We start from the raw sequence: 23,086 nt of genomic DNA, 5'->3' as shown, positions 1-23,086 counted from the left end.
GAGTCGGCCGTCCCGAGGCAGGCGCGCAGCGTAGCTACGCGCGCCCGATGGTCACGGCACCCCGGAATCCATCCGACGAGGTTGTCGTCATCGTCGACATCACGCCGAGCGACGGGGCGGGGACCGGCAAGAGGTGTGCGTCAACTCAGGTGTCCCCCGTCGCCGCGTTGGCGCAGGGGCCGTCGATCGCATCGGCGCCGGGTACGTGACGCCGGGGTAAGGCACCCAGCGTCACCCGGTGACCCGAGCCAAGAACTCGAGCGGAAAGCCTGCGGCTGCTGTCCGGTATCCCGCGTCCAAGGCTTGTCCCGTAACAATCTTGGGGTCGGTGGCGGCGGGCTCGGTCGCGGTGCCGCCGCTTCGCCTATCCGGCGAGAGCGAGGTTGTGCAGTCGGGCGGCACCGAGCATGGCGTGATGGACGCCGTCGCCTTTGAGGCGGCAGTCGCGCAGGATTTTCCAGCCCTTCATGCGGACGAAGGTGTGCTCGACGCGGGCCCGGATCTGCTTGTGGGAGCGGTTGTGTTCCGCTTTCCAGGCCGGGGGTTCTTCACTCTTGCCTCGGCGGTGCGGGATGACCAGACCGGTGCCTTGGTAGCCGCCGTCGGCGATGGTCATCGTGATGCCGATGGCGGCCTTGGCGCCGGATTCTCCCCAGCCGCGGGAGTCGTGCCGGTTGCCGGGCAGGGGCTGGCCGACCACGACGACCGGGTGAGTGTCGATGACCACCTGACGGGCCGTGGAATAGCGGTAGTTCTTCGACTGCTCGGAAACCGTGTGGTCGCGGGTGGGCACGAGGGTGCCGTCCACGATCAGCACGGTGTCCTTGCGGAACCGCTTGCGCGGCTGCAGCGCGAGCAACGGTCCGAGGTGATCGATGACCCGGTCCGCCGCGGACTTCGAAATGCCGAACAATGGAGCAATCTGGCGCATCTTCAAGTCCGTTCGCCAGTAGACCGTGACAAGCAGGATGCGATCCTCGAGCGGGAGCCCCCAGGGCCGCCCAGGCTGGAGCTCGGTAGCGGTTTCGCGCCGCACGGCGGTCACCAGCTTACCGAAGCAGCGCGGGCTCAGCCCGGTGAAAGGGCCTATCCAGGACGGCCCCGACGCCGTGATCACTGCAGTCACATCAGGATCGTTCCACCTGGAGCCGACCGGGATGGGCACGGGTCAAGTACGGAGCCACAAGTGCCGATCCAGCTGACTGCGCAGACGCGCAGAAGCCCCACGCAGAGTCCCGAGTCGTCGCACTTCTGCCGCCGCCACTTCCGTCCGTCCCGCCAGCACAAGCACAGCGGCATAGGGTCGTTCGCCTTCGGCGAGCTTCGCCGCCACGGCGTCACGGACGGCTCGCAGCACGGTGTGGTCCGCGCTCGGATGTTCCGCCAGCAGGCGAAGGAGCCTGTTGTCGTTCCAGGCGCTGTCTCGGGCCGTGCTCAGTTCCAGCAGAGTGCCAGGCGCCGTGGAAGGATTGGCGGCCAGCGCCTGCCAGACGAAGGGGTACGGACACCGCGCGAGTCGATGCAGAACGGCGCTGTCGCTCTCGGCATGCGCCAGTTCGAGGTAGTCGGCAGGGGTGTGCACGGACATGGCCCCTCAGGATCGTCGGGCCGATCATCCTGCCATCAGGACTCGGTCACCCGTGTGCGGGGCTCTGATCCCAACCGGCTCGAAGATCACTTACGGGACAGCCCTTAAAGGGAGCCACGCCTTCCAGTACACAGCGTCCCCTTCCGGCTTGACCTGAGCAGAGCCGGATCGCACCTGAGGGCAGGGCACGCACGCGCCCTGCCCTCACGTCGTCGAACGTCAGAAAACGGGGAACCAGGCCGATAGGCGCTTGGCAATGGCCGGTACATCGACGTTGTCCTGCGCGACGTCCTCGACGAACGGGCCGGCAACGGAGACGGGCGGCGGGACGGTACTGGCACTGGCGCCGTTGAACCGCAGGAAGACACGCATGGCGAGCCAGGCGGTCCGTTTGTTGCCGTCGATCAGCGCGTGATTGCGGGCGACGGAGTGCAGCAGCGCCGCAGCCTTCTCGTGCAGCGTGGGATACAGCTCGACTCCGAACACGTTCGTCCGGGGTCTCTCGATCGCCGTCACCAGAAGGCCCATGTCACGCACGCTGTGCTCGGTGCCGTTGACCGTACGGGCGATGGCCAGGATCTCGTCGAGCTGGATGTAGCGCACGTCGGTCACTTCAGGTAGTCCAGGATCTCCGCATCACTGTCCATGAGCTCGACCAAGACGTCATCGACCTTCAGCTCGGCCCGGTTCTGGGCGTCACGGATGGCCTCGATGGCGAGTTCCTGCTTACTGCGGCCCTCCCGGCGAGCTCGCTCGGTGAGCTTCGCGTCAAGGTCGTCGGGGAGTCGGAGTGTCATCGCCATACGACCATGATACCGGGATGGTATCAATGGCGCTCTCGACTCCGCGAACGCGGAACCAAGCGGTCGCTTGCGCCGCTCACGCGAAGGCATGGTAGAGACGCCATTACGAGCGTCGTCCGAGCGTCAAGATCCCCGAAGAGACATCTGAAGCGTCGCCCTGATGCAGCGCACTCCTCACGAACTCGCAGGTCAGATAGCTCTCAAGGGTCGACCCGCCCGATTGAACCGCTGCACGGAGGGAAACGGGTCGAGCAACCCACCAGAGCAACAAAACCGCAGGTCAGGCGCCCCTCGGGATAGGCTCCAGGATCGCCACGCACTCCACATGGTGCGTCATCGGGAACAGGTCGAACGCCCGCAGTGTCCGCACCCGGTAGCCGCCCTCCCTGAAGTACGCCAGGTCCCGGGCCAGTGCCGCCGGGTCGCAGGCCACGTACGCGATCTTGCGGGCGCCCAGTGACGACAGGTGCTGGACCGTCTTCTTGCCGGCTCCGGCCCGCGGCGGGTCCAGGACGATCAGGTCGACCTCGGTGATGCCGGTGCGCGGCAGGACCGTCTCGACCTTGCCCTGCTCGATGCGGACCCGGTCGAACGCGGCCAGGTTGTGCCGGGCGTCCTCCACCGCGCGCTTGCCGGACTCGATGCCGAGGACCGCGCCCTTGTCGCCGAGGCGGTCGGCGAGGGCGCCCGCGAAGAGGCCGACGCCGCAGTAGAGGTCGAGCGCCATGTCGCCCTTGCGCGGGAGCAGGCCCTGCATCACGGCCTTGACCAGGGTGTCGGCCGCCATCGGGTGGACCTGCCAGAAGCCGCCGCTGCCGACCCGGTGCGTACGGCCGTCGGCGCGTTCGCGCACGAACGCGCGGCCGTGCACGCGGTGGATGCCGCCGTCGTGCTCCTCGACCCGCATCACGGAGACGGGCCTGTCGAGTTCGACGAGGGGCAGGCGCGCGCCGGGCTTCGGTTCGAGGATGACCATGCGGTCCTGCGAGCCCGTCGCGGCGATCGCCTCGACCGAGGCCATGCCGGACCAGTCGCGCTGCTCGATGCCCAGTTCGGAGATGCCGTCCGCGGCGATCATGCAGTGCTCGATCGGCTCGACCTCGTGCGAGCGGTGGCGGCGCAGACCGGCGTTGCCGTCCTCGTCGACCGCGTACTGCACGCGCGTACGCCAGGAGGGCACCTGTCCGGCGGGCAGCTTGTCGCCCTCGGCCGGCATCACCGTGCCGTCCCAGCCGGCCTCCTCCGGAGTGAGGCCGGCGAGCCGCTTGAGCTGCTCGGTGATCACCTCGCCCTTCAGGCGGCGCTGCGCGCCCGGCTTGGCGTGCTGCCAGTCGCAGCCACCGCAGCGCCCGGGGCGGGCGTAGGGGCACGGGGCCTCGATACGGTCCTTGGACGCCTCCAGGACCTCGACCGCGTCGGCGCGCAGGAAGCGCGCGCCCTCCTCGCCCTCGGTCACCCGCGCCACGACCCGCTCGCCGGGCAGCGCGTGCCGTACGAAGAGGACCTGGCCGGCGTCGGTACGGGCGATGCAGTGCCCGCCGTGCGCGACGGGGCCGACCTCGACCTCGTACTCCTGACCCACGAGCGTCCCCGCCGGCGTTTTCTTCGGTTCTGCCTGCATGACGGGGTGACTCCAGATGCGAGAGGGGAGGGAACGGACGGTCGGACCGGACGGAACGGCCGGACGCCAGCCCACCAGTCTACGCGGGCGCCGCCCGGCCGCTCGCCACGAGACCGCCGGCCTGCCTGCCCGACCTCTCGGCTTCTCGACCTTCGGCTTCTCGATCTCTCGGCTTCTCGGCTTCTCGGCCTCTCAGCGCTTGGGCGTCGACGGTTCCTTCGGGCGGTGCTCCGCCGGGCCCCGCCGCACCGAACCCGGAGCCGTCCACTCCTGCCGCCTGCGGGCCCGCTTCTTCGCCACCTCCGAGGACTGCAGCTGGTAGGGCACGGACGTCACCATCACGCCCGGCGTGAACAGCAGCCGGCCCTTGAGCCGCAGCGCGCTCTGGTTGTGCAGCAGCTGTTCGTACCAGTGGCCGACCACGTACTCGGGGATGATCACCGACACCACGTCGCGCGGGGACTCGCGGCGCAGCCCCTTCACGTACTCGATGACCGGCCGGGTGATCTCGCGGTACGGCGAGTCGAGGACCTTGAGCGGCACGGTGAAGCCGCGTCGCTCCCACTCGTCGCGCAGGGCCTTCGTCTCGGCCGGGTCGACGTTGACGCTGAGCGCCTCCAGGGTGTCGGAGCGCATCAGCTTGGCGTAGGCGAGGGCGCGCAGCGTCGGCCGGTGGATCTTGGAGATCAGGACGACGGAGTGGACCCGGGAGGGGCGCAGGCTGTCGTCGGACGGGCCCTCGGGCGCGGCGATCTCCGCGGCCACCCGGTCGTAGTGCCTGCGGATCACGGACATCGTCGCGTAGAAGATCACCATGCCGAGCAGGGCGACCCAGGCGCCGTGGGTGAACTTGGTGCCGAGGACCACGACCAGCACCAGCCCCGTGAAGAAGGCACCGAAGGCGTTGATGGCGCGGGAGCGGATCATGCGGCGGCGCTTGGCCGGGTCCTTCTCGGTGGCCAGGTGGCGGTTCCAGTGCCGGACCATGCCGGTCTGGCTCAGCGTGAAGGACACGAACACACCGACGATGTAGAGCTGGATGAGGCGGGTCGAGTCGGCGCCGTAGACCCAGATCAGCAGGATGGCCGCGCCGGCGAGCAGCACGATGCCGTTCGAGAAGGCGAGCCGGTCGCCGCGGGTGTGCAGCTGGCGGGGCAGGTACCGGTCCTGGGCGAGGATCGAGCCGAGCAGCGGGAAGCCGTTGTACGCGGTGTTCGCCGCCAGGAACAGGACGAGCGCGGTGGCCGCCGCGAGCACGACGAACAGGATGCTGCCGTGGCCGAACACCGCTTCGGCGACCTGGGAGATCACCGGGTCCTGGACGTAGTCGGAGCCGACCGCGACGCCGTTCTCCAGCAGGTCGTGCGCCGGTTGCTCGGCCATGCGGACGTTCGTGGCCATGGCCAGGCCGATGATGCCGCAGAACATGGTCACGGCGAGCAGGCCCATCATGGCGAGGGTCGTCGCCGCGTTCCTGGACTTGGGCTTGCGGAAGGCCGGGACGCCGTTGCTGATCGCCTCGACGCCGGTGAGCGCGGCACAGCCGGAGGAGAAGGCGCGCAGCAGGAGGAAGACGAGGGCGAAGCCCGCGATCCCCTGGTGCTCCGCCTTCAGTTCGAAGTCGGCGGTCGGCGCCTCCATGCTGTCGCCGAGGACGATCCCGCGGAACGCCCCCCACGCGATCATCAGGAAGACCCCGGCCACGAACACGTACGTCGGGATCGCGAAGAGCTTCCCCGACTCCTTGACGCCGCGCAGGTTCATCAGCGTGAGCAGCACGATCACGGCGGTCGCGCAGAGCACCTTGTGCTCGACGACGAACGGCACGGCCGAGCCGAGGTTCTCGATGCCCGACGCGATCGACACGGCGACGGTGAGGACGTAGTCCACGAGCAGCGCGCTGGCGACGGTGAGACCGGCCTTGGGGCCGAGGTTGGTGGTGGCCACCTCGTAGTCGCCGCCGCCGCTGGGGTAGGCGTGCACGTTCTGCCGGTACGACGCCACGACGGTGAACATCAGCACGACGACCGCGACGGCGATCCAGGGGCTGAAGTGGTAGGCCGACACACCCGCGACGGACAGGACGAGCAGGACCTCCCCGGGCGCGTACGCCACGGAGGAGAGCGGGTCGGACGCGAAGACGGGGAGGGCGACGCGCTTCGGCAGGAGTGTCTCCCCCAGCCGGTCACTGCGCAGTGCGCGCCCGATCAGGATCCGTTTGGGCACGTCGGTCAGTTTGGACACGGGGAGGATCGTAAGCGGTCCGGCGAGGTCCGGCCCACCCTCCCCCGCCCTCCGCGGCGGCCGACCGGAGGGATCTGTGACAACGATCTGCTCTACGAGTGAAATCCAGTGCGGCCCCGCTTATGAATTCCCTGGTCGGGCGAATCTCCATGCCTATATGAAAAAAGCCAAGACTTTACCGTCCTTTGCCGATTCATGGAGGTTCCATGCACGCCACCGCTGAACTCATCGGCGCCGCCGCGGGACTTGTCGGCCTCGGGGTCCTCGCCCTCGTCAGTGTGCGCAGCATCGGCCGCCGCTGATCGCGACCCCGGATTGCGGCCCCGCCGGGGCACCGGTGCACGGTGGTGCAGGGGGGAGTGCGGAGGTGTGTGGGGAGCACAGGGGTGCACGAAATGCACGGGGGTGCCGCCGACCGACCGCGCGTGTGTAGCTTGGGCGTCGGTCTGAGACCCTGTTTCAGCCTGAGCTGTAACTTTTCACACCGGAAGGACGGGCGTGCACATCGTCATCATGGGCTGCGGCAGAGTGGGTTCCGCTCTCGCCCAGACCCTGGAGCAACAGGGGCACACGGTCGCCGTGATCGACCAGGACCCCACCGCCTTCCGGCGACTGGGCTCCGGGTTCGGCGGCCGTCGTGTGACCGGCGTCGGTTTCGACCAGGACACCCTGCGCGAGGCGGGCATCGAGGAGGCGGGCGCCTTCGCGGCCGTCTCCAGCGGCGACAACTCGAACATCATCGCCGCCCGGGTGGCCCGCGAGATGTTCGGCATCGAGAACGTGGCGGCGCGCATCTACGACCCGCGCCGCGCCGAGGTGTACCAGCGCCTGGGCATCCCGACCGTCGCCACGGTCCGCTGGACGGCCGACCAGATGCTGCGCCGGCTGCTGCCGTCGGGCGCCGAGCCGCTGTGGCGCGATCCCACCGGCGGGGTGCAGCTCGCCGAGGTGCACGCGTCCACGGCGTGGGTGGGCCAGCGGATCAGCCGGCTCCAGGAGGAGACCGGGGTGCGTGTGGCCTTCCTCACCCGGCTGGGCGAGGCGATGCTGCCCAGTTCGCAGACGGTGCTGCAGGAGGGCGACCTGGTGCACGTGATGATGCGCACGGACGACATCGAGAAGGTCGAGGCGTCGTTCGCCGAGGGCCCCGAAGAGGAGAGCGGTCACTGATGAGGGTCGCCATTGCCGGTGCCGGCGCCGTGGGCCGCTCGATCGCGGGCGAGCTCCTGGAGAACGGGCACGAGGTCCTGCTGGTCGACAAGGCGCCGACCGCCATCTCGGTCGAGCGCGTCCCGATGGCGGAGTGGCTGCTCGCCGACGCCTGCGAGATCACGTCCCTGGACGAGGCGGCGCTGCAGCGCTGCAACGTGGTGATCGCGGCCACGGGCGACGACAAGGTCAACCTCGTCGTCTCGCTGCTCGCGAAGACCGAGTACGGGGTTCCGCGGGTCGTCGCCCGCGTCAACAACCCCAAGAACGAGTGGCTGTTCAACGAGTCGTGGGGCGTGGACGTCGCCGTGTCGACCCCCCGGCTGATGTCGGCCCTGGTGGAGGAGGCGGTGAGCGTCGGCGACCTGGTCCGCCTGCTCCGCTTCAGCCACGGCGACGCCAACCTCGTCGAGCTGACCCTGCCCCCGGAGTCCGCCCTCGCGGGCACCCAGGTGGGCGACGTGGCGTGGCCCGAGGACACCTCGCTCGTCACCATCATCCGGGGCACCCGGGTGCTGACCCCGACCCGGGAGGACTCCCTGGAGGCGGGCGACGAACTGCTGTTCGTGGCGGCACAGGCGCGCGAGGAACAGTTGGAGGACCTGCTGTCCGTACGCCGCCAGGACGCGACGGGCTGAGACGTCCTGACGGCAGGACGTCCTGCCGCCCTGCCGTCCACGGACACTTGTGCCCCGCCATGGGTCGGCCCGGGCGACGCTCGTCGGCCGGGCCGGCACCCATCGGCTCGGCCGGCACCCGTCCGGCGCCCGCCGACCCGGCCGGAGGCACCTCCCGGCGGCGACCGGAGGAGTCCGAGGACGAGACCGTCCGGACCGACGCCGAGGCCGGAAAGGGACCGGGAGGAACTCCGGGAGCGGGCTGCCCCCGGGGCGGTCCGCTCCGGCACCGGGCTCCCAGCCCTGCTCGGCGCACCTGGCGTCCGGCTCAGGTCGGCGAACCGGCCCCCGGACCCTGGTCGGCGGACCGGCCCGCCGCCCGGCGTTCCTTCTCCGCCTCCTCCGCCTTCTCCTCCGCCTCCATCTCGGCGAACACATCGATCGGCGGCGGCGCCTTCGCGAGGAACACCCAGGTCAGCCATACCGCGAGCAGGAAGGGCGGGATCTTCAGGGCGATCAGGACCCAGCCGAACCGGGTCGTGTCGGCCCACCAGTACAGCGGGAAGAGGATCGCGCACTTGGCGAGCAGGATCAGGCCCCAGGCGTAACTGGCCTTCGCGTACGCCTTCTTGCGGCCCGGGTTGCGCGTGCGCCAGGAGAGGTTCTCCTTGAAGACCGGGCCGAGGATCAGGCCGATCAGGGGGACACCGGCGAGCGTCGTGATGATGTAGGCGAGGGCGAGACCGAGCGTGTACAGCATGCCCGGCAGGTAGAAGTCCTTCGCGTTGCCCGTCATCATCGCGAAGACGACGCCGAAGGCGACCCCGAAGACACCGCTGAACGCGTGCTTGACGGTGTCCTTCATGACGAGGCGGACCACCACGAGCAGGACCGAGACGCCGAGGGCCGCGATGGCCGCCGAGTGCAGGTCCTTGTTGATCGTGTAGATCGTGACGAAGAGCAGGCCCGGCAGGACCGTCTCGATCATGCCCCGCAGACCGCCGAACGCCTCGAAGAGGGCCGCCTCGGTCACCGCCCGCGAGTCCTGCGCGTCCCGCTGGGTGTCTTCGGTCGGCTTGTCGAGCGACGTCACCGGCTACTCCCGTCCGAGAGGTCTGAGTTCGTACTTCGGGTTGAACAGCACGCGACGGCCCCGGCTCATCGAGATCCGGCCCGACGCCATCAGCTTGCGCCCCGGTTCTATCCCCACGATGGAGCGCCGGCCGAGCCACACCACGTCCAGGGCGGCCGAACCGTCGAACAGCTCGGCCTCCAGGGCCGGGACACCGGCTCTCGGGCGCAGGGTGACCGTGCGCAAGGTACCAGTGACCGTCACCACCTGTCGGTCGTGGCAGTCACCGATGCGCGTGCAGCCCGCGGTCTCGGCGTCCTCGCGCAGCTCCTCCGACTCCAGGTCCTCCTGGGAGGAGGAGAGCCGGTCGAGCATGCGCCGGAACCGGCCCGTCGGCTTATCGGAACGAGGGACAGCGCTCATGCCCCAAAGCGTACCGGGGGGAAACCGCCGACTGCGTACCCACGGCGTACGTACCCGTGGCCTCACCGCTCGAACCGGTAGCCCATCCCCGGTTCGGTGACGAAGTGCCGGGGATGCGAGGGGTCCGCCTCCAGTTTGCGGCGCAGCTGCGCCATGTAGACGCGCAGGTAGTTCGTCTCGGTGCCGTAGGAGGGGCCCCAGACCTCCTGGAGCAGCTGTTTCTGCCCGACCAGACGGCCGCTGTTGCGCACCAGCACCTCCAGGAGGTGCCACTCGGTCGGGGTGAGGCGCACGTCGCGGCCGTCCCGGTTGACCTTCTTGGCGGCCAGGTCGACGGTGAAGCCCGGCGTCGTGACGACCACGTCGTCCTCGCCGCCCCCGGTGGGTTCGGCCCGGCGGACGGCGGCCCGCAGCCGGGCGAGCAGCTCGTCCATGCCGAAGGGCTTGGTCACGTAGTCGTCGGCGCCGGCGTCGAGGGCCTCGACCTTCTCGTCGGAGGAGTGCCGGGCGGACAGCACGAGGATCGGCACGCGCGTCCAGCCGCGCAGTCCCCTGATCACCTCGACGCCGTCCATGTCGGGCAGGCCCAGGTCGAGCACGACCACATCGGGGTGGCGGGCGGCCGCGAGCCGCAGCGCGGTGGCGCCGTCGGGGGCGGAGTCGACCTCGTACGCGCGTGCCTTGAGGTTGATCACCAGGGCTCGGGTGATCTGCGGCTCGTCGTCGACCACGAGGACGCGGGTCATGGGGCCTGCCTTTCCGGTGGTGCGGTCAGGGGTGGGGACAGTGGTGCGGACTGTGGCGTGCCCGCCGGGAGCGGTCCCTGGCGGGAGGGGCCGGCGCGGAGGGTGAGGACCATGGTGAGGCCGCCGCCGGGGGTGTCCTCGGCGTTGAGGGTGCCGCCCATGGCCTCGGCGAAGCCGCGGGCGACCGCGAGGCCGAGGCCCACCCCGGCGCCGCGCGGGGCGTCGCCGTGGCGCTGGAACGGAGCGAAGATACGATCCTTCGCCTCGTCCGGAACGCCCCGGCCCCGGTCCACGACCCGTACCTCCACCCGGTCGCCGAGCGCGCTGGCGGCGACCAGGACGCGTTCTCCGGCGGGGCTGTACTTGACGGCGTTCTCCACGATGTTGGCGACCGAGCGTTCCAGCAGGCCCGGGTCGACCGCGACCATGGGCAGGGACTCGGGGATCTCCAGCTCGACACTGTGCTCCGGTACGCCGCCCAGGGCCATCGGGACGACCTCGTCGAGGTCGATCTCGCGGATCAGCGGGGTGACCGTGCCGGTCTGCAGGCGCGACATGTCGAGCAGGTTGCCCACCAGGGCGTCGAGCCGGTCGGCACCGGCCTCTATCCCTTCCAGCAGCTCCGCCTCGTCCTCCTCGGACCAGGCGACGTCGTCCGCCCGCAGGGACGACACGGCGGCCTTGATGGCGGCCAGGGGTGTCCGCAGGTCATGGCTGACGGCGGCCAGGAGCGCGGTGCGGATGCGGTTGCCCTCGGCGAGCGCGCGGGCCCGCTCGGCCTCCTTCTGGAGTCGTTTGCGGTCCAGGACGACGACGGCCTGGGCGGCGAAGGCGGCGAGGACCCGGCGGTCCTCGGCGGGCAGCACCCGGCCGGAGAGGGCCAGCGCGGTGTGGTCGCCGACCGGCACGTCCACGTCCGCGGCCTCGGGGAACGCCGGCGGGTGCGGGCCCACACTGCCCGCGCAGGTCCACGGGTCGGTGTCGCCGGCGCGTTCGAGCAGCGCGGCGGACTCCATGCCGAAGGTCTCGCGGACCCGCTCCAGCAGGGCGTCGAGGCTGGTCTCGCCGCGCAGGACACTGCCCGCCAGGAAGGAGAGGATCTCGGACTCGGCGCGCAGCCGGGCCGCCTGGTGGGTGCGGCGGGCCGCCAGGTCCACCACCGAGGCGACCGAGATGGCCACCCCGACGAAGATCGCGATGGCGACGAAGTTCTTGGGGTCCGCGATGGTCAGCCGGTGCAGCGGCGTGGTGAAGAAGTAGTTCAGCAGCAGGGACCCGAAGGCCGCCGAGGCGAGCGCCGGCAGCAGTCCGCCGAGCAGGGCCGCCGCCACGGTCAGCGCCAGGAACAGCAGCATGTCGTTGGCGAACCCGAGGTCCGCGTCGGCCCGGTACAGCAGCAGCGCCAGGACGGCCGGGCCGGCGACACCGGTCAGCCAGCCCGCGACGATCCGGGACCGGCCCAGGCGGGCTCCCCGCGCCACCGGCAGGCCGCGCCCCTTGCCCGCCTCGTCGTGCGTGACGATGTGCACGTCCAGGTCGGGCCCCGACTCCCGGGCGACCGTGGCGCCGACGCCGGGGCCGAACACGTACTGCCAGGTCTTGCGCCGCGAGGAGCCCAGCACGATCTGGGTGGCGTTGACACCGCGGGCGAACTCCAGCAGCGCGGACGGGACGTCGTCGCCGACGACGTGGTGGAAGGTGCCGCCGAGGTCCTCGGCGAGGGTCCGCTGGACGGCCAGTTCCTTGGGCGAGGCGGAGGTGAGGCCGTCGCTGCGGGCGACGTAGACGGCGAGCACCTCCCCGCCCGCGCCCTTCTCCGCCAGCCGGGCGGCCCGGCGGATGAGCGTACGGCCCTCGGGGCCGCCGGTCAGGCCGACGACGATGCGCTCGCGGGCCTGCCAGGTGGAGCGGATGCCGTGCTCGCCGCGGTACTGCCGGAGGTACTCGTCGACGTGGTCGGCGACCCAGAGGAGGGCCAGCTCGCGCAGGGCGGTGAGGTTGCCGGGGCGGAAGTAGTTGGACAGGGCCGCGTCGACCTTGTCGGGCTGGTAGACGTTGCCGTGCGCCATCCGACGGCGCAGTGCCTGGGGCGACATGTCGACCAGCTCTATCTGGTCGGCCCGCCGCACCACCTCGTCCGGGACCGTCTCCCGCTGGCGCACGCCGGTTATCGACTCCACGACGTCCCCGAGCGACTCCAGGTGCTGGATGTTCACCGTCGAGACGACGTCGATGCCCGCGGCGAGGAGTTCCTCCACGTCCTGCCAGCGCCTGGCGTTCCGCGAGCCGGGCACGTTGCTGTGCGCCAGTTCGTCCACCAGGGCGACGGCGGGGCGGCGCTCCAGGACGGCGTCGACGTCCATCTCGGTGAAGACGGCGTCCCGGTGGACGAGCTCCCTGCGCGGGATCTGCTCCAGGCCGTGCAGCATCAGCTCCGTACGCGGCCGGCCGTGGTGCTCGACGAAGGCCACCACGCAGTCCGCGCCCCGCTCGACGCGGCGGTGCGCCTCGGAGAGCATCGCGTACGTCTTGCCGACGCCCGGTGCCGCACCGAGGTAGATCCGAAGCTTGCCGCGTCCCATGGCCTCATTGTCTTCCCGCACCCGCACCCGCACCCGCTGCCTGTGCTGCTTATGTTGCCTACGCTGCGTAAACCCTATGGCCGACGATCGGGGCGAACGGGACGGGAAGCACCGGTACGGGCGTCTTTGACGGAACCCTGACGCCCGGACAGGGGTGAGGACGCGGGCACGGAGAGCTACGGGGCCGGGCCGGAGCGGGAGGGCCTGGCCGGAGCGGGAGGGCGTCAGTTCTCCACGATCTCGCCGTCGCTCAGCTCCGGGACCCGGTCGGCCAGGTCCCGGAGGGCCGCGTCGTGGGCGGCGACGAGCGCGGTGACCCGCTCGCTGCGGACGACCGCCCGCAGCAGCTCCATCGCCCCGATACCGGTCTCGGCGTCGGGTCGGCCGGTGGGTTCGTCGGCGACGAGGAGCGCCGGCCTGTTCGCGAGGGCGCGGGCGACGGCGACGCGCTGCTGCTCTCGCGCGGGTCGGCCCGGCGCAGCCGCATGGGCACGCCCATGTTCTCGGCGGCCGTCAGGATCGGGACGAGCCCGAAGGACTGGAAGACGAAGCCGATGCGGTCCCGGCGCAGCTCCAGCAGCCCGTTCCCGCCGAGCCCGGAGAGGTCGAGCCCGTCGACGGTGATCCGTCCGTCGTCCGGGCCCGCAGGCGTCCGGCCCGGGCCCGCAGCCGTCCGGCCCGGGCCGGACCCGTCAGTTCGGGTTGTCGCCGTGCGTCAGCGTCTCCCAGGCGACGAAGAGGTTGTTGCTCCCCGCCGGACGGTTCCGCGCCGTCAGCCGTTCGGTGTTGGTCATGGCGTGGCCGAGGCGGTGGTGCAGGGCGTTGTGGCCGACCTCGGTGACCGGTCCGAGGCCGAGGTGCAGCGAACCGCCGCACAGCCAGCCCGGTGCGGCCTCGCCGAGTTCGTACTTCGCCTGGAAGCCGAGCGCGTGCCGCAGCCGCTCGCCGACGTCGGTGCCGTACAGGTCCTGGCCCTGGATGCGGCTGGTCTCTGCGACGTGCGAGATCGCGGAGAGGCCGTACCCGGTGTGGGTGAAGTCGCGGCAGGTCTCCTGGGTGAGCCCGTTGACGAAGGTGGACTGCCCCTGCCAGTAGTTGACGATCTTCTGCGTGGTGTCGAGGTTCTGGCTCGGCACGGTCTTCGGCAGGGCGCCGTCGGAGGCGAGGTAGACGTAGGCGGCCGTACGGGTGCGGAACCTGGCCATCGCCCTGTCGTAGGAGGTCTTGTCCTCCAGGAAGACGGAGATGCCGACGGCGGCCTCCATCATCGACAGTTCCCAGTTGCCGTTGGAGTTGGACCCGTTGACGACCTCGGGCAGGTAGACGTCGCGCAGCATCGTCGAGAAGCGGCCCGAGTCCGCCCAGCCGCCGTCGTACGTGTACTTGATGATCTCGGCGGCCCTGGGCCAGGACGAGCCGGCCCAGCCGGTCTGCAGCGGCGCGTTGCTGTTGGTGTGGTCGCGGATCGTCGCGGACCAGGCGTCCATCAGCTCGATCGCCTTCCGTGCGTACCGGGCGTCCCGTGTGACGTACCAGGCGAGTGCCTGGGTGTACGCGGCGATCGCGTCCTCGCGCTCGTCCGTGCAGCCGTTGTTGGGGTTCGAGTACGAGCCGCACTCCACGACCGCGCGGGGCTTGGCGGTGCGCGTGAGCGAGGCGTACTTGCTCGACATCATCTGGTCGTACGCGCTCTTCCAGGGCTGGACACCGGCGTTGACCTGCTGCCGGGCGAAGTCCAGCTGGCTCCGGGAGACGGTGACCCCGGGGTGCGCGAAGGCGGCGGGGGCGGCCTCGGCGCGCGGCGCGGCGGGCCAGGCGAGGGCACCGGCCAGCAGGGCGGTGACGGTGGCGAGAAGGGCGGGGCGGGAGGTCCTGCGGGGGCGTGGGGGGAGCGGAGCGGTCGGCTTCATGGGGGGGCCATCCGTTCTCGTATGTGAACGTGAGATGCCTTTATGAACTTAGGCGCTGGTCGGCGACCATAGGTACAGACCATGTCCACGTCAAGAGAAAAGACGAAGGCGGTGTGGGTGGTCCCCGGCGGCGGGGTCCGCCGCCGCCGGGGACCACCCGCACCGCCGCGCCGCCGCGCACCGGAGCGTCCGGCGGGCCGGTCAGGCCTTGACCGTGAAGCCGTGCTCCTTGCCGAGCTTGCGCAGGGTGGTCTGGCCCGGGATGCCGTTGGCGTCGGCCCCGCTGTAGCCGTAGCGGCGCTGGAGGGCCGCGTACGCCTCCACGGTCTTGGTGCCGAAGGAGCCGTCGGCCCACCGGGAGGGCAGCAGCCCCTCCGCCACCAGGGCCTTCTCGACGACCAGGACGTCCGACTTGTGCGTCTTGCCGCCCTGGGGCAGACCCGGGTCGCGGCGCGCGGCGGCGATCAGGTTGCTGAGGTCGACGACGGGCTTGGCGGGGGTGGTGCCGCCGGAGCCGCCGGCCGGGGCCGCCTCGAAGAGGGCGGACTTGTCGATGTCGCCCGGGTCCCAGTGGTCGTTGCCCGGGATGTTCGCGTGGCCGTAGTGGCCGCCCTTGCTCATCCACACCGAGCGGGGACGGTTGGTCGCGTCGGCACCCGAGGTCGCGAGGCGGCCCGCGGGGAAGGTGTCCGGAATCTTCCAGGAGCGGATCGCGGCCATCATGGCCCGGTAGTTCGGGCCCGGCTTCCAGGTCTTGGTGAACGGTTTGCCGGCCCGCCCGAGCACCTCGATCTGGATGCAGACCTTGCCGACGCGGTTGGTGCGCGTCTCCCCGTCGTTGTGCAGCGCACGGGCGCTCTGGTTCAACGGGCCGAACTGGCCGAGCCGGTCCGTCGTCGGGTCGTACAGCAGGTGCGGCTCGGCGGCGACCTTGATCAGGTAGGCCGCCACGGCCTCGAAGGCGTCGTCCCCCGTGCCGCTCTCCGTGGTGTGCCAGACGACGCGGCCCGGGACGGAAGGATGGTCCATCGCGCCCCCGATGCTGCCGTCGCCCAACCGCTGCGCCCTCTCGATCCAGTTGGTGCTCATCCCTGACCCCCATGGTCTTTCTCGATCGGCAAGTGGTGCGTTCGTCAAGGGAGTTGAAGACTTCCCCTTCTTCAACATGCCCAGGGTGACGCAGCGTAGCCGCTTTCCGGTTGCGGCTCAGGGTTTTCTTCACTCATTCGGCCCACAGTCCGGACATCAAAAAAGATGAATGTCCAGACATCGGGGGGAAAGAAAAGTGCCCGCGGACCGGTTCCGCCGTATGCGGCCGACAGCCGCCCCCCACCTCGCCGTACCCGCTCCCTCGCCTCGCCGCGCCCCGCCCGCGCCCCGTCCGCGCGCCCGCCCCGAACCGCCTTGTACCGACTTGACCTGCCTCGATCCATCTCGACCCGCCTCGATCTGCCTCGATCTGCCGGAAAACGGCGAAGGGCCGCACTCCCCGGAGAGAGTGCGGCCCTTCGCGCACCTCCGCGCGCGCGGCCGTACGGCGGTGCCGTGTCGGGCGTCTAGCGGACCTCGGTGATCTCCGGTCCGCGCTGCAGCTGTCCCATGCCGCCGGAGAAACGGGATCCGGCCTGCTCCTCCTGCTGCACACCCTCAGCGACCATCTGCGCGTCGTCGGGCAGCTTCAGGACGATCGGGTCGCGCGGGGCCATCGGGCCCTCCCCGCGGACCACGACGGTGTCCCGGAAGATCTGCTCCAGCAGCCCGGCGGCCTGCGGCTGCACCGCGCCCTGCCCGGAGATCACCCCGCGCAGGAACCAGCGGGGGCCGTCGACACCGATGAAGCGGACGACCTGGAAACCGCCGGTCCCGTCCGGCAGCTGCACCGGTACCTGGGCGCGCAGCTCCCAGCCCAGCGGGCCCTCGACCTCGTCGATGACACCGCCCTGCTGCGTGATGCCGGCCGCGATCTCCTCGCGGACCTCGCCCCAGATGCCCTCGCGCTTGGGGGCGGCGAATGCCTGCAGCTGGACGGCGCTGTCCTTCAGCACCACCGTGGCCGCGACGATCGCGTCGCCCGCGACCTCCACGCGCAGCTCCATGCCGTCGACCCCGGGTACGAAGAGGCCGCCCAGGTCGACCCGGCCCTCGGCCGGATCGCGCACCTCGGTGCTGTCCCAGGGACCGTCGGGGCGCGGCTCCGGTTCGAGCCTCACGCGCTCGCGCTCCGCCTCGTCCGCCTCAGTGTCGACGCCGTCGACGACCTGCTCGGCCTCGCCCGCCGCGTCCTCGGCGGCACTGCCCTTCTTGCGACGTCCGAACACGTCACTGTCCTTCCCGGTCGGATACGACCGAAGCGTATCGATTCCCACCCGCTGTGCCGCCCACCGCGGCGTGCCCGCCGGTGGACCCGAAGCCCTCCGCGCCCCGCGCCGAGTCGGGAAGTTCCAGAACCTCCTGGAAGCGCACCTTCTCGACCTGCTGGACGACCAGTTGGGCAATCCGGTCGAAGCGCTCGAACCGCACGGACTCGCGCGGGTCGAGATTCACCACGATCACCTTGATCTCCCCACGGTACCCGGCATCAACCGTCCCCGGGGCATTCACCAGAGCGACACCGCACCGGGCGGCCAGCCCGGAACGCGGGTGCACGAAGGCCGCGTACCCCTCGGGGAGCGCGATGCACACCCCGGTGGGCAGCACGGCCCGTTCACCGGGCTCCAGCACGCGGCCCTGCGTGGTCCGCAGGTCCGCGCCCGCGTCACCGGGGTGTGCATAGTGCGGAAGCGGTACGTCCGGATCGACCCGCTTGATCAGCACGCCGACGGGCGCCTTCCCGGGGCCGACCGGCGCCTCCTCGGGGCCGACGGGCGCCTTCCCGGGGTTCACGGGTTCACCTCGAAGGCACGGGCCCGGCGGACGGTGTCGGGGTCGTCCATGGCCGCCCGGATCTCCTCCTGGCGGCCGTTGTCCACGAAGTGGTCGACCTTCACCTCGATGAAGAGGGCGTCCGCGCGGACGGCGACGGGCCCGTCGGGAGCGCCGATGCGCCCGGTGGCGGACGAGTAGATCTTGCGTCCCGCCACCGCCGTGACCTCGGCCTCCAGGTACAGCACGGTGCCCAGGGGCACGGGACGCACGAAGTCGGTCTCCAGCCGGCCGGTCACCGCGATGGTGCGCAGCAGCCAGTTCAGCGAACCGAGGGTCTCGTCGAGGGCGCTCGCGAGGACACCGCCGTGCGCCAGGCCGGGGGCGCCCTGGTGCGCGGGCCGGACGGTGAACTCGGCGGTGATCCTCACCCCTTCGCCGGCCCGGGCCTCCAGGTGGAGGCCGTGCGGCTGCCCGCCGCCGCAGCCGAAACACTGGTCGTAGTGCGCGCCGAGCAGCTCGCCCGGGGCGGGTGCGTCGGGATGGCGCACCGGCGCCATGGCGTCGGCCGGGGGCCGCAGGGCCGAAGATGTACCACTCACAGGCGCAGACCTTACCTCCGTGCCGGAGCCCGTACGCACCGTGGCAGGCTTGACGGTATGCAGCCCTCCGCCCCGCCGTACGAAGAACGTCTCACCGCGCCCCGCTCCTGGTGGCTCGTCTGCCTGCTGGCCGGTCTCTCGATGGCCCTGATCCTGCTCCCCTTCGGCCCCCTGCCCATCCTGGGCGGACTGGCCGGCGGCACGGCGGTGGCGGCCGTGGTGGTCAGCTCGTACGGCTCCGCGCGGATCCGTGTGGTGGGCGGCTCCCTGATCGCGGGGGACGCGAGGATCCCGGTCTCCGCCCTGGGCGAGGCCCACGTCCTGGACCCGGAGGAGGCCCGCGCCTGGCGCTCGTTCAAGGCGGACGCGCGCGCCTACATGTTGCTGCGCGCCTACGTCCCGACGGCTCTGCGCGTGGACGTGACCGACCCCGCGGACCCGACCCCGTACGTCTATCTGTCGACCCGCGAGCCGGAGCGGCTGGCGGCGGCACTGGACGCGGCGCGCGCGACCGCGTAGACGGCACCCGGGACCGGACCGGGAAGCGGGGTCGAAACCGGGACCGAGGTCAGGACCGGGACCGGGACGAAGGCGTACGAAAGTTTTTCCTTCCGTCGGGCGGGGTCCTGCCCGCCCGCGCGGATCAGCGCTCCAGTTCCCCGCGGATGTCCCCCATGCCCAGCGGATCGGCCGGCTTCTCCAGGGGCGGCAGTGCCGGGAGGGCGTCCCAGGGCACCTGCATCTTGCGGAGGTCCTTGCGGACCCGGTCCGCGAGCTTTCTCGTGTCGCGGCGGTTCATGACCGCCCCGACGGCCGCGCCCACCATGAACGGCATCAGGTTCGGCAGGTTCCTGATCGTGCGCTTCATGATCTGCTGGCGGAGCTCGCGCTTCATCTGGCCCCCGAGGGCCGCGCTCAGCGTCGACGGTTTGGTCACGTCGATGCCGCGCTCCTCCGACCACGAGCCGAGGTAGGCGGTGGTGCGCTCCTTCAGGTTGCCCGGCGGCCGCAGTCCGTAGACCTCGTACAGTTCGGCGATCAGCTTCAGCTCTATCGCGGCGACGCCGGTGATCTCGGCGGCGAGCTCCGCGGGCATCGCGGGCGGCACGGGCATCATCGCCGCGGCGCCGACCCCCGCGCCCACGGTGGACGTGGCGTTGCACGCGCCCGCGACGAGCTTGTCCGCGAGCTGCTCCGGGCCGAGGCCCGGGAACTGCTCCCGGAGCGTGGCGAGGTCGCGCACGGGGACGCGCGGGGCGTTCTCGATGATGCGGTCGGTGACGTACGCCAGTGCGGCCCGGGCCCGGTCGCCGCCCTTGCGGACGCCTTCCCTGACCCCGTGGCCGACGGCCGCCCGGCGTTGTGCGACAGGCCCCTTCGGGACCGGCACCTCCAGGGCGCCGGAGGCGCCTGTCGCGTCCGCCGGTTCGAGCGAGGCCGGGTGGCCCCGCTCGTCGTCGTGCATGCCGTCCTGGGACGGCCCGGCCGCCTCCCGGTCACGGAAGCGGCGCTTCCAGGGCGGGGTCGTGCCTGTCACGGCAGACCCCGCCTCAGTCGCAGTCGCGGCAGATCGGCTGGCCGTTCTTCTCCCGCGCCAGCTGACTGCGGTGGTGGACCAGGAAGCAGCTCATGCAGGTGAACTCGTCCTGCTGCTTCGGCAGGACCCGGACGGCCAGTTCCTCGTTCGAAAGGTCCGCTCCGGGCAGTTCCAGGCCTTCGGCGGCCTCGAACTCGTCCACGTCGACCGCCGAGGTCGACTTGTCGTTCCGGCGAGCCTTCAGTTCTTCAAGGCTGTCCGAGTCGACGTCGTCGTCGGTCTTGCGTGGGGTGTCGTAATCCGTTGCCATGTCGCTCTCCCCCTCTGGGTGTCTGCAGTGTCTCAGCGCACGTAACGCGTGAGAGGCCGGACTTGTGCCCGACCTGAGGCGGAGATTTTGCCTCACATCAAGGTCTGTTACTCAATCGACACCCAACCGGACTCCCGAGGAGTGATCGGCTTGGATGGCGAACGGGACCGTACACGGTTCGAATGCCGCACTTCAAAGGCGTCTCACCGTGTACTTCCCGTGATCTCGGCCCCCGAAAACCCGGATTTTCCCGGCTTTCGACAGCCCGATCGATCACGCAGGGTAGATGGTCCGGAATTCGCCCCTGTGATCGATCACACACGAGGGCGCTTGTCGCCCGCCCAGAAAATTCCGCGCAAAGCGAACATCCTCGCGTGTCGGCGACATGGTCTCAGATGGGCAGGGCCACTCGCATCACCAGGCCACCTCCTTCGCGTGGCTCGGCGGCGATGTGGCCGCCGTGCGCGCGGGCCACCGACCTGGCGATGGACAGGCCGAGGCCCACTCCCTTGTCGCTCCCCGTCCGCTCGGTGCGCAGCCGGCGGAACGGCTCGAAGAGATTGTCGATCTCGTACGCGGGGACCATGGGCCCGGTGTTGGACACCGTGAGGACCGCCTGGCCGTGCCGCACCTCCGTGACGACCTCGACCCAGCCGTCGTCCGCCACGTTGTACCGCACGGCGTTCTGGACGAGGTTCAGGGCGATCCGCTCCAGCAGGACCCCGTTGCCCTGGACGACCGCGGGGGCCCGCTCCCCGCGGACCTCCACGCCCTTCAGGTCCGCCTCGCCGCGCACCTGGTCCACGGCCTGCGAGGCGACCTCGGCGAGGTCGACCGGCTTGCGCTCGACGATCTGGTTGTCGCTGCGCGCGAGCAGCAGCAGGCCCTCGACGAGCTGCTCGCTGCGCTCGTTGGTGGCCAGCAGGGTCTTGCCCAGCTGCTGCAGTTCCACGGGGGCGCCCGGGTCCGACAGGTGCACCTCCAGGAGGGTGCGGTTGATCGCGAGCGGCGTCCGCAGCTCGTGCGAGGCGTTCCCGACGAACCGCTGCTGGGCCGTGAAGGCCCGCTGCAACCGCTCCAGCATGTCGTCGAAGGTGTCCGCCAGCTCCTTGAGCTCGTCGTCCGGACCGTCCAGCTCGATGCGCCGGGACAGGTCCGAGCCCGCGACCGCGCGCGCGGTGCGGGTGATCCGGCCCAGCGGCGAGAGGACCCGTCCGGCCATCGCGTAGCCGAACGCGAACGCGATCACGGCGAGGCCGAGCAGGGCCATCAGGGAGCGGCTGAGCAGGCCGTCCAGGGCGTGCTGCCGCTGGGCGGCCGTGCACTCCTTGAGCATCGCGTTCAGCTGGTCGTTGCTGCCGGCCCCGCTCAGCTGCGGACAGGTGTCGCTGGCGAGCTGGAGGTTGCTGCCGGTCACCGAGAAGTCGACGCCGCTGCCCTCGTGGAGGGCCTGGGCGGCGAGCAGGTAGATGATCGACAGCAGCAGGATGCCGGCGATCAGGAACATCCCGCCGTACAGCAGCGTGAGCCGTATGCGGATGGTCGGGCGCAGCCAGGGGAACGGCGGCTCCGGCTTCCAGGGGTCCCAGGTGGGTTTCGGGGGTGCCTTGGGAGGGACGGGTGTCGTGGCCATCGGCATCAGATCCGGTAGCCGGAGCCCGGCACGGTGACGATGACCGGCGGCTCGCCGAGCTTGCGGCGCAGGGTCATCACGGTGACGCGCACGACGTTGGTGAACGGGTCGGTGTTCTCGTCCCAGGCTTTCTCCAGGAGCTGCTCGGCGGAGACGACCGCGCCCTCGCTGCGCAGCAGCACCTCCAGGACGGCGAACTCCTTCGGCGCGAGCTGGACCTCCCTGCCGTCGCGGAAGACCTCGCGGCGGTTGGGGTCGAGTTTGATCCCGGCGCGCTCCAGGACGGGCGGCAGCGGCATGCTCGTGCGCCGGCCCAGGGCACGCACGCGTGCCGTCAGCTCGCTGAACGCGAAGGGCTTGGGAAGGTAGTCGTCGGCGCCGATCTCCAGGCCCTCGACGCGGTCGCTGACGTCCCCGGAGGCCGTGAGCATCAGTACGCGCGTGGGCATGCCGAGCTCGACGATCCTGCGGCAGACGTCGTCGCCGTGGACCAGCGGGAGGTCCCGGTCCAGGACGACCACGTCGTAGTCGTTGACGCCGATGCGCTCCAGGGCGGCCGCGCCGTCGTACACGACGTCGACGGCCATGGCCTCCCGGCGCAGTCCGGTGGCCACCGCATCGGCGAGCAGCTGCTCGTCCTCGACGACGAGTACGCGCACGTCGCTTGTCCTTCCTCTGTCCCGTCGCGCGGCGGCTTCGCGGCTCACGCGGGCGGGGTCCGATGGGGCGCTCCCGCCCGGCGCGGCCGGGAGCAGGGAGGTGGGACTCCATCCTGCCCTTTTCGGCCATAAGTCGGCTGTAAGGCGGCTCAGCGGGCCCGGGACCCGGCCGGCCCCGGAAGGCGGAATTTTCTCGCCCGGTCGAGGTTTCCCCGTGAGGGCGCAGGGGGAGGACGGCTTTACACCCCGCGATCACGCTCTGCCTGTGCCGCACCACCCTGCGGTATGCCACGGTCCGCTTTCCGCAGAGCAGGTGGGGGTGTTCGGCACCGCCGCCGTCCGGCCGGGCGGCACCGGGCACTCCGAGGACGTGATCGCCCCTTCCGAACGGCACACCCCCGTGCCATCGACCCACGACCCAGGACGAGGGGGCGCAGCATGGACGCATTCACCGCAGGACTTCTGCAGCGCATAAGGACGACCGAGTCCGATCTGACGATGGCTCGCGAGACCGGTGACGACTTCCTCGTCGAGGTCGAGCAGGGAGAACTCGACGATCTGCACCGCCTCGCCGCGGAGCACGGTGTACAGGTCGGTGCGGCACACCTCTGACCGGGTGCGGCACGAGAGCGGGGCCCCGGGAATCCAGCCCGGGGCCCCGCTCCGTC

The 23,086-nt window shown here is 70.8% G+C and carries 23 protein-coding genes and 1 pseudogene; 4 read left to right on the top strand and 20 right to left on the bottom strand.

Annotation, left to right across the window (positions count from 1 at the left end):
• Window positions 1–364 precede the first annotated feature (364 nt).
• From KM933_RS06750 to KM933_RS06725, 6 genes are all read right to left on the bottom strand, one after another.
• Entirely contained in the window at window positions 365–1,126 is a 762-nt protein-coding gene (locus tag KM933_RS06750) for a transposase (RefSeq protein WP_221349157.1), read from the bottom strand.
• Window positions 1,127–1,168: 42 nt separating this feature from the next.
• Window positions 1,169–1,588 (bottom strand): hypothetical protein, encoded by a 420-nt coding sequence (locus KM933_RS06745; protein ID WP_260333158.1) that lies wholly within the window; start codon window positions 1,586–1,588, stop codon window positions 1,169–1,171.
• A gap of 219 nt (window positions 1,589–1,807) precedes the next feature.
• Window positions 1,808–2,200, bottom strand: coding sequence for a type II toxin-antitoxin system death-on-curing family toxin (locus KM933_RS06740; protein WP_221349155.1), 393 nt, complete (start codon window positions 2,198–2,200; stop codon window positions 1,808–1,810).
• Window positions 2,197–2,391: a ribbon-helix-helix protein, CopG family gene (locus tag KM933_RS06735; RefSeq protein ID WP_121749681.1), complete on the bottom strand. Its 195-nt coding sequence runs from the start codon at window positions 2,389–2,391 to the stop codon at window positions 2,197–2,199. The genes KM933_RS06740 and KM933_RS06735 overlap by 4 nt, the downstream gene beginning before the upstream one ends.
• 280 nt (window positions 2,392–2,671) lie before the next feature.
• Window positions 2,672–4,012 carry a class I SAM-dependent RNA methyltransferase gene (locus tag KM933_RS06730; RefSeq protein WP_221349154.1) on the bottom strand — a complete coding sequence of 447 codons (1,341 nt, stop codon included), beginning with the start codon at window positions 4,010–4,012 and terminating at the stop codon, window positions 2,672–2,674.
• A 192-nt stretch (window positions 4,013–4,204) separates the two neighbouring features.
• Window positions 4,205–6,256, bottom strand: coding sequence for an APC family permease (locus KM933_RS06725; RefSeq protein WP_221349152.1), 2,052 nt, complete (start codon window positions 6,254–6,256; stop codon window positions 4,205–4,207).
• A gap of 498 nt (window positions 6,257–6,754) precedes the next feature.
• On the opposite strand from KM933_RS06725, the gene KM933_RS06720 reads away from it, so the two are divergent.
• Window positions 6,755–7,426, top strand: coding sequence for a potassium channel family protein (locus tag KM933_RS06720; RefSeq protein WP_221349150.1), 672 nt, complete (start codon window positions 6,755–6,757; stop codon window positions 7,424–7,426).
• Window positions 7,426–8,103 (top strand): potassium channel family protein, encoded by a 678-nt coding sequence (locus KM933_RS06715; protein ID WP_221349148.1) that lies wholly within the window; start codon window positions 7,426–7,428, stop codon window positions 8,101–8,103. Before KM933_RS06720 ends, KM933_RS06715 begins: the two co-directional genes overlap by 1 nt.
• A gap of 307 nt (window positions 8,104–8,410) precedes the next feature.
• Here KM933_RS06715 and KM933_RS06710 read toward each other — a convergent pair whose 3' ends face one another.
• The 10 genes and pseudogenes from KM933_RS06710 to KM933_RS06665 form a co-directional block, all read right to left on the bottom strand.
• A complete protein-coding gene (locus KM933_RS06710) occupies window positions 8,411–9,175 on the bottom strand; it encodes a DUF3159 domain-containing protein (protein WP_221349146.1) in 765 nt (254 codons plus the stop codon).
• A 3-nt stretch (window positions 9,176–9,178) separates the two neighbouring features.
• Window positions 9,179–9,577, bottom strand: coding sequence for an OB-fold nucleic acid binding domain-containing protein (locus tag KM933_RS06705; protein WP_221349144.1), 399 nt, complete (start codon window positions 9,575–9,577; stop codon window positions 9,179–9,181).
• A gap of 62 nt (window positions 9,578–9,639) precedes the next feature.
• Window positions 9,640–10,323 carry a response regulator gene (locus KM933_RS06700; protein WP_221349142.1) on the bottom strand — a complete coding sequence of 228 codons (684 nt, stop codon included), beginning with the start codon at window positions 10,321–10,323 and terminating at the stop codon, window positions 9,640–9,642.
• A complete protein-coding gene (locus KM933_RS06695; RefSeq protein ID WP_221349140.1) occupies window positions 10,320–12,905 on the bottom strand; it encodes a sensor histidine kinase in 2,586 nt (861 codons plus the stop codon). Before KM933_RS06695 ends, KM933_RS06700 begins: the two co-directional genes overlap by 4 nt.
• A 224-nt stretch (window positions 12,906–13,129) precedes the next feature.
• A pseudogene (locus tag KM933_RS06690) lies at window positions 13,130–13,545 on the bottom strand (ABC transporter ATP-binding protein); the annotation flags it as partial.
• A gap of 52 nt (window positions 13,546–13,597) precedes the next feature.
• A complete protein-coding gene (locus KM933_RS06685) occupies window positions 13,598–14,815 on the bottom strand; it encodes an alginate lyase family protein (RefSeq protein ID WP_221349138.1) in 1,218 nt (405 codons plus the stop codon).
• A gap of 201 nt (window positions 14,816–15,016) precedes the next feature.
• A complete protein-coding gene (locus KM933_RS06680; RefSeq protein ID WP_221349136.1) occupies window positions 15,017–15,904 on the bottom strand; it encodes a peptidoglycan-binding domain-containing protein in 888 nt (295 codons plus the stop codon).
• Between the two features lie 467 nt (window positions 15,905–16,371).
• Window positions 16,372–17,133, bottom strand: a complete 762-nt coding sequence (locus tag KM933_RS06675) for a DUF3710 domain-containing protein (protein ID WP_221349135.1) — start codon at window positions 17,131–17,133, stop codon at window positions 16,372–16,374.
• A 1-nt stretch (window position 17,134) separates the two neighbouring features.
• Window positions 17,135–17,629 carry a dUTP diphosphatase gene (dut, locus tag KM933_RS06670; RefSeq protein ID WP_221349323.1) on the bottom strand — a complete coding sequence of 165 codons (495 nt, stop codon included), beginning with the start codon at window positions 17,627–17,629 and terminating at the stop codon, window positions 17,135–17,137.
• Window positions 17,630–17,694: 65 nt separating this feature from the next.
• Window positions 17,695–18,279: a PaaI family thioesterase gene (locus KM933_RS06665; RefSeq protein WP_221349133.1), complete on the bottom strand. Its 585-nt coding sequence runs from the start codon at window positions 18,277–18,279 to the stop codon at window positions 17,695–17,697.
• A gap of 57 nt (window positions 18,280–18,336) precedes the next feature.
• Here KM933_RS06665 and KM933_RS06660 point away from each other — a divergent pair, with 57 nt between their 5' ends.
• Window positions 18,337–18,798 (top strand): DUF3093 domain-containing protein, encoded by a 462-nt coding sequence (locus KM933_RS06660; RefSeq protein ID WP_221349131.1) that lies wholly within the window; start codon window positions 18,337–18,339, stop codon window positions 18,796–18,798.
• A gap of 124 nt (window positions 18,799–18,922) precedes the next feature.
• Here KM933_RS06660 and KM933_RS06655 read toward each other — a convergent pair whose 3' ends face one another.
• From KM933_RS06655 to KM933_RS06640, 4 genes are all read right to left on the bottom strand, one after another.
• Window positions 18,923–19,816, bottom strand: a complete 894-nt coding sequence (locus KM933_RS06655; RefSeq protein WP_221349129.1) for a hypothetical protein — start codon at window positions 19,814–19,816, stop codon at window positions 18,923–18,925.
• 13 nt (window positions 19,817–19,829) lie between these two features.
• Window positions 19,830–20,126: a DUF4193 domain-containing protein gene (locus KM933_RS06650; RefSeq protein ID WP_005481602.1), complete on the bottom strand. Its 297-nt coding sequence runs from the start codon at window positions 20,124–20,126 to the stop codon at window positions 19,830–19,832.
• A 391-nt stretch (window positions 20,127–20,517) separates the two neighbouring features.
• Window positions 20,518–21,759, bottom strand: coding sequence for a sensor histidine kinase (locus KM933_RS06645; RefSeq protein WP_221349128.1), 1,242 nt, complete (start codon window positions 21,757–21,759; stop codon window positions 20,518–20,520).
• 5 nt (window positions 21,760–21,764) lie between these two features.
• Window positions 21,765–22,418 (bottom strand): response regulator transcription factor, encoded by a 654-nt coding sequence (locus KM933_RS06640; protein WP_221349125.1) that lies wholly within the window; start codon window positions 22,416–22,418, stop codon window positions 21,765–21,767.
• 438 nt (window positions 22,419–22,856) lie between these two features.
• On the opposite strand from KM933_RS06640, the gene KM933_RS06635 reads away from it, so the two are divergent.
• Window positions 22,857–23,030 carry a hypothetical protein gene (locus KM933_RS06635; protein ID WP_221349124.1) on the top strand — a complete coding sequence of 58 codons (174 nt, stop codon included), beginning with the start codon at window positions 22,857–22,859 and terminating at the stop codon, window positions 23,028–23,030.
• Window positions 23,031–23,086: the final 56 nt, after the last annotated feature.

The organism is Streptomyces beigongshangae (genome assembly GCF_019710745.1).
Classification (GTDB): Bacteria; Actinomycetota; Actinomycetes; order Streptomycetales; family Streptomycetaceae; genus Streptomyces; species Streptomyces beigongshangae.
This window is presented reverse-complemented; position numbering and strand designations above follow the sequence as displayed.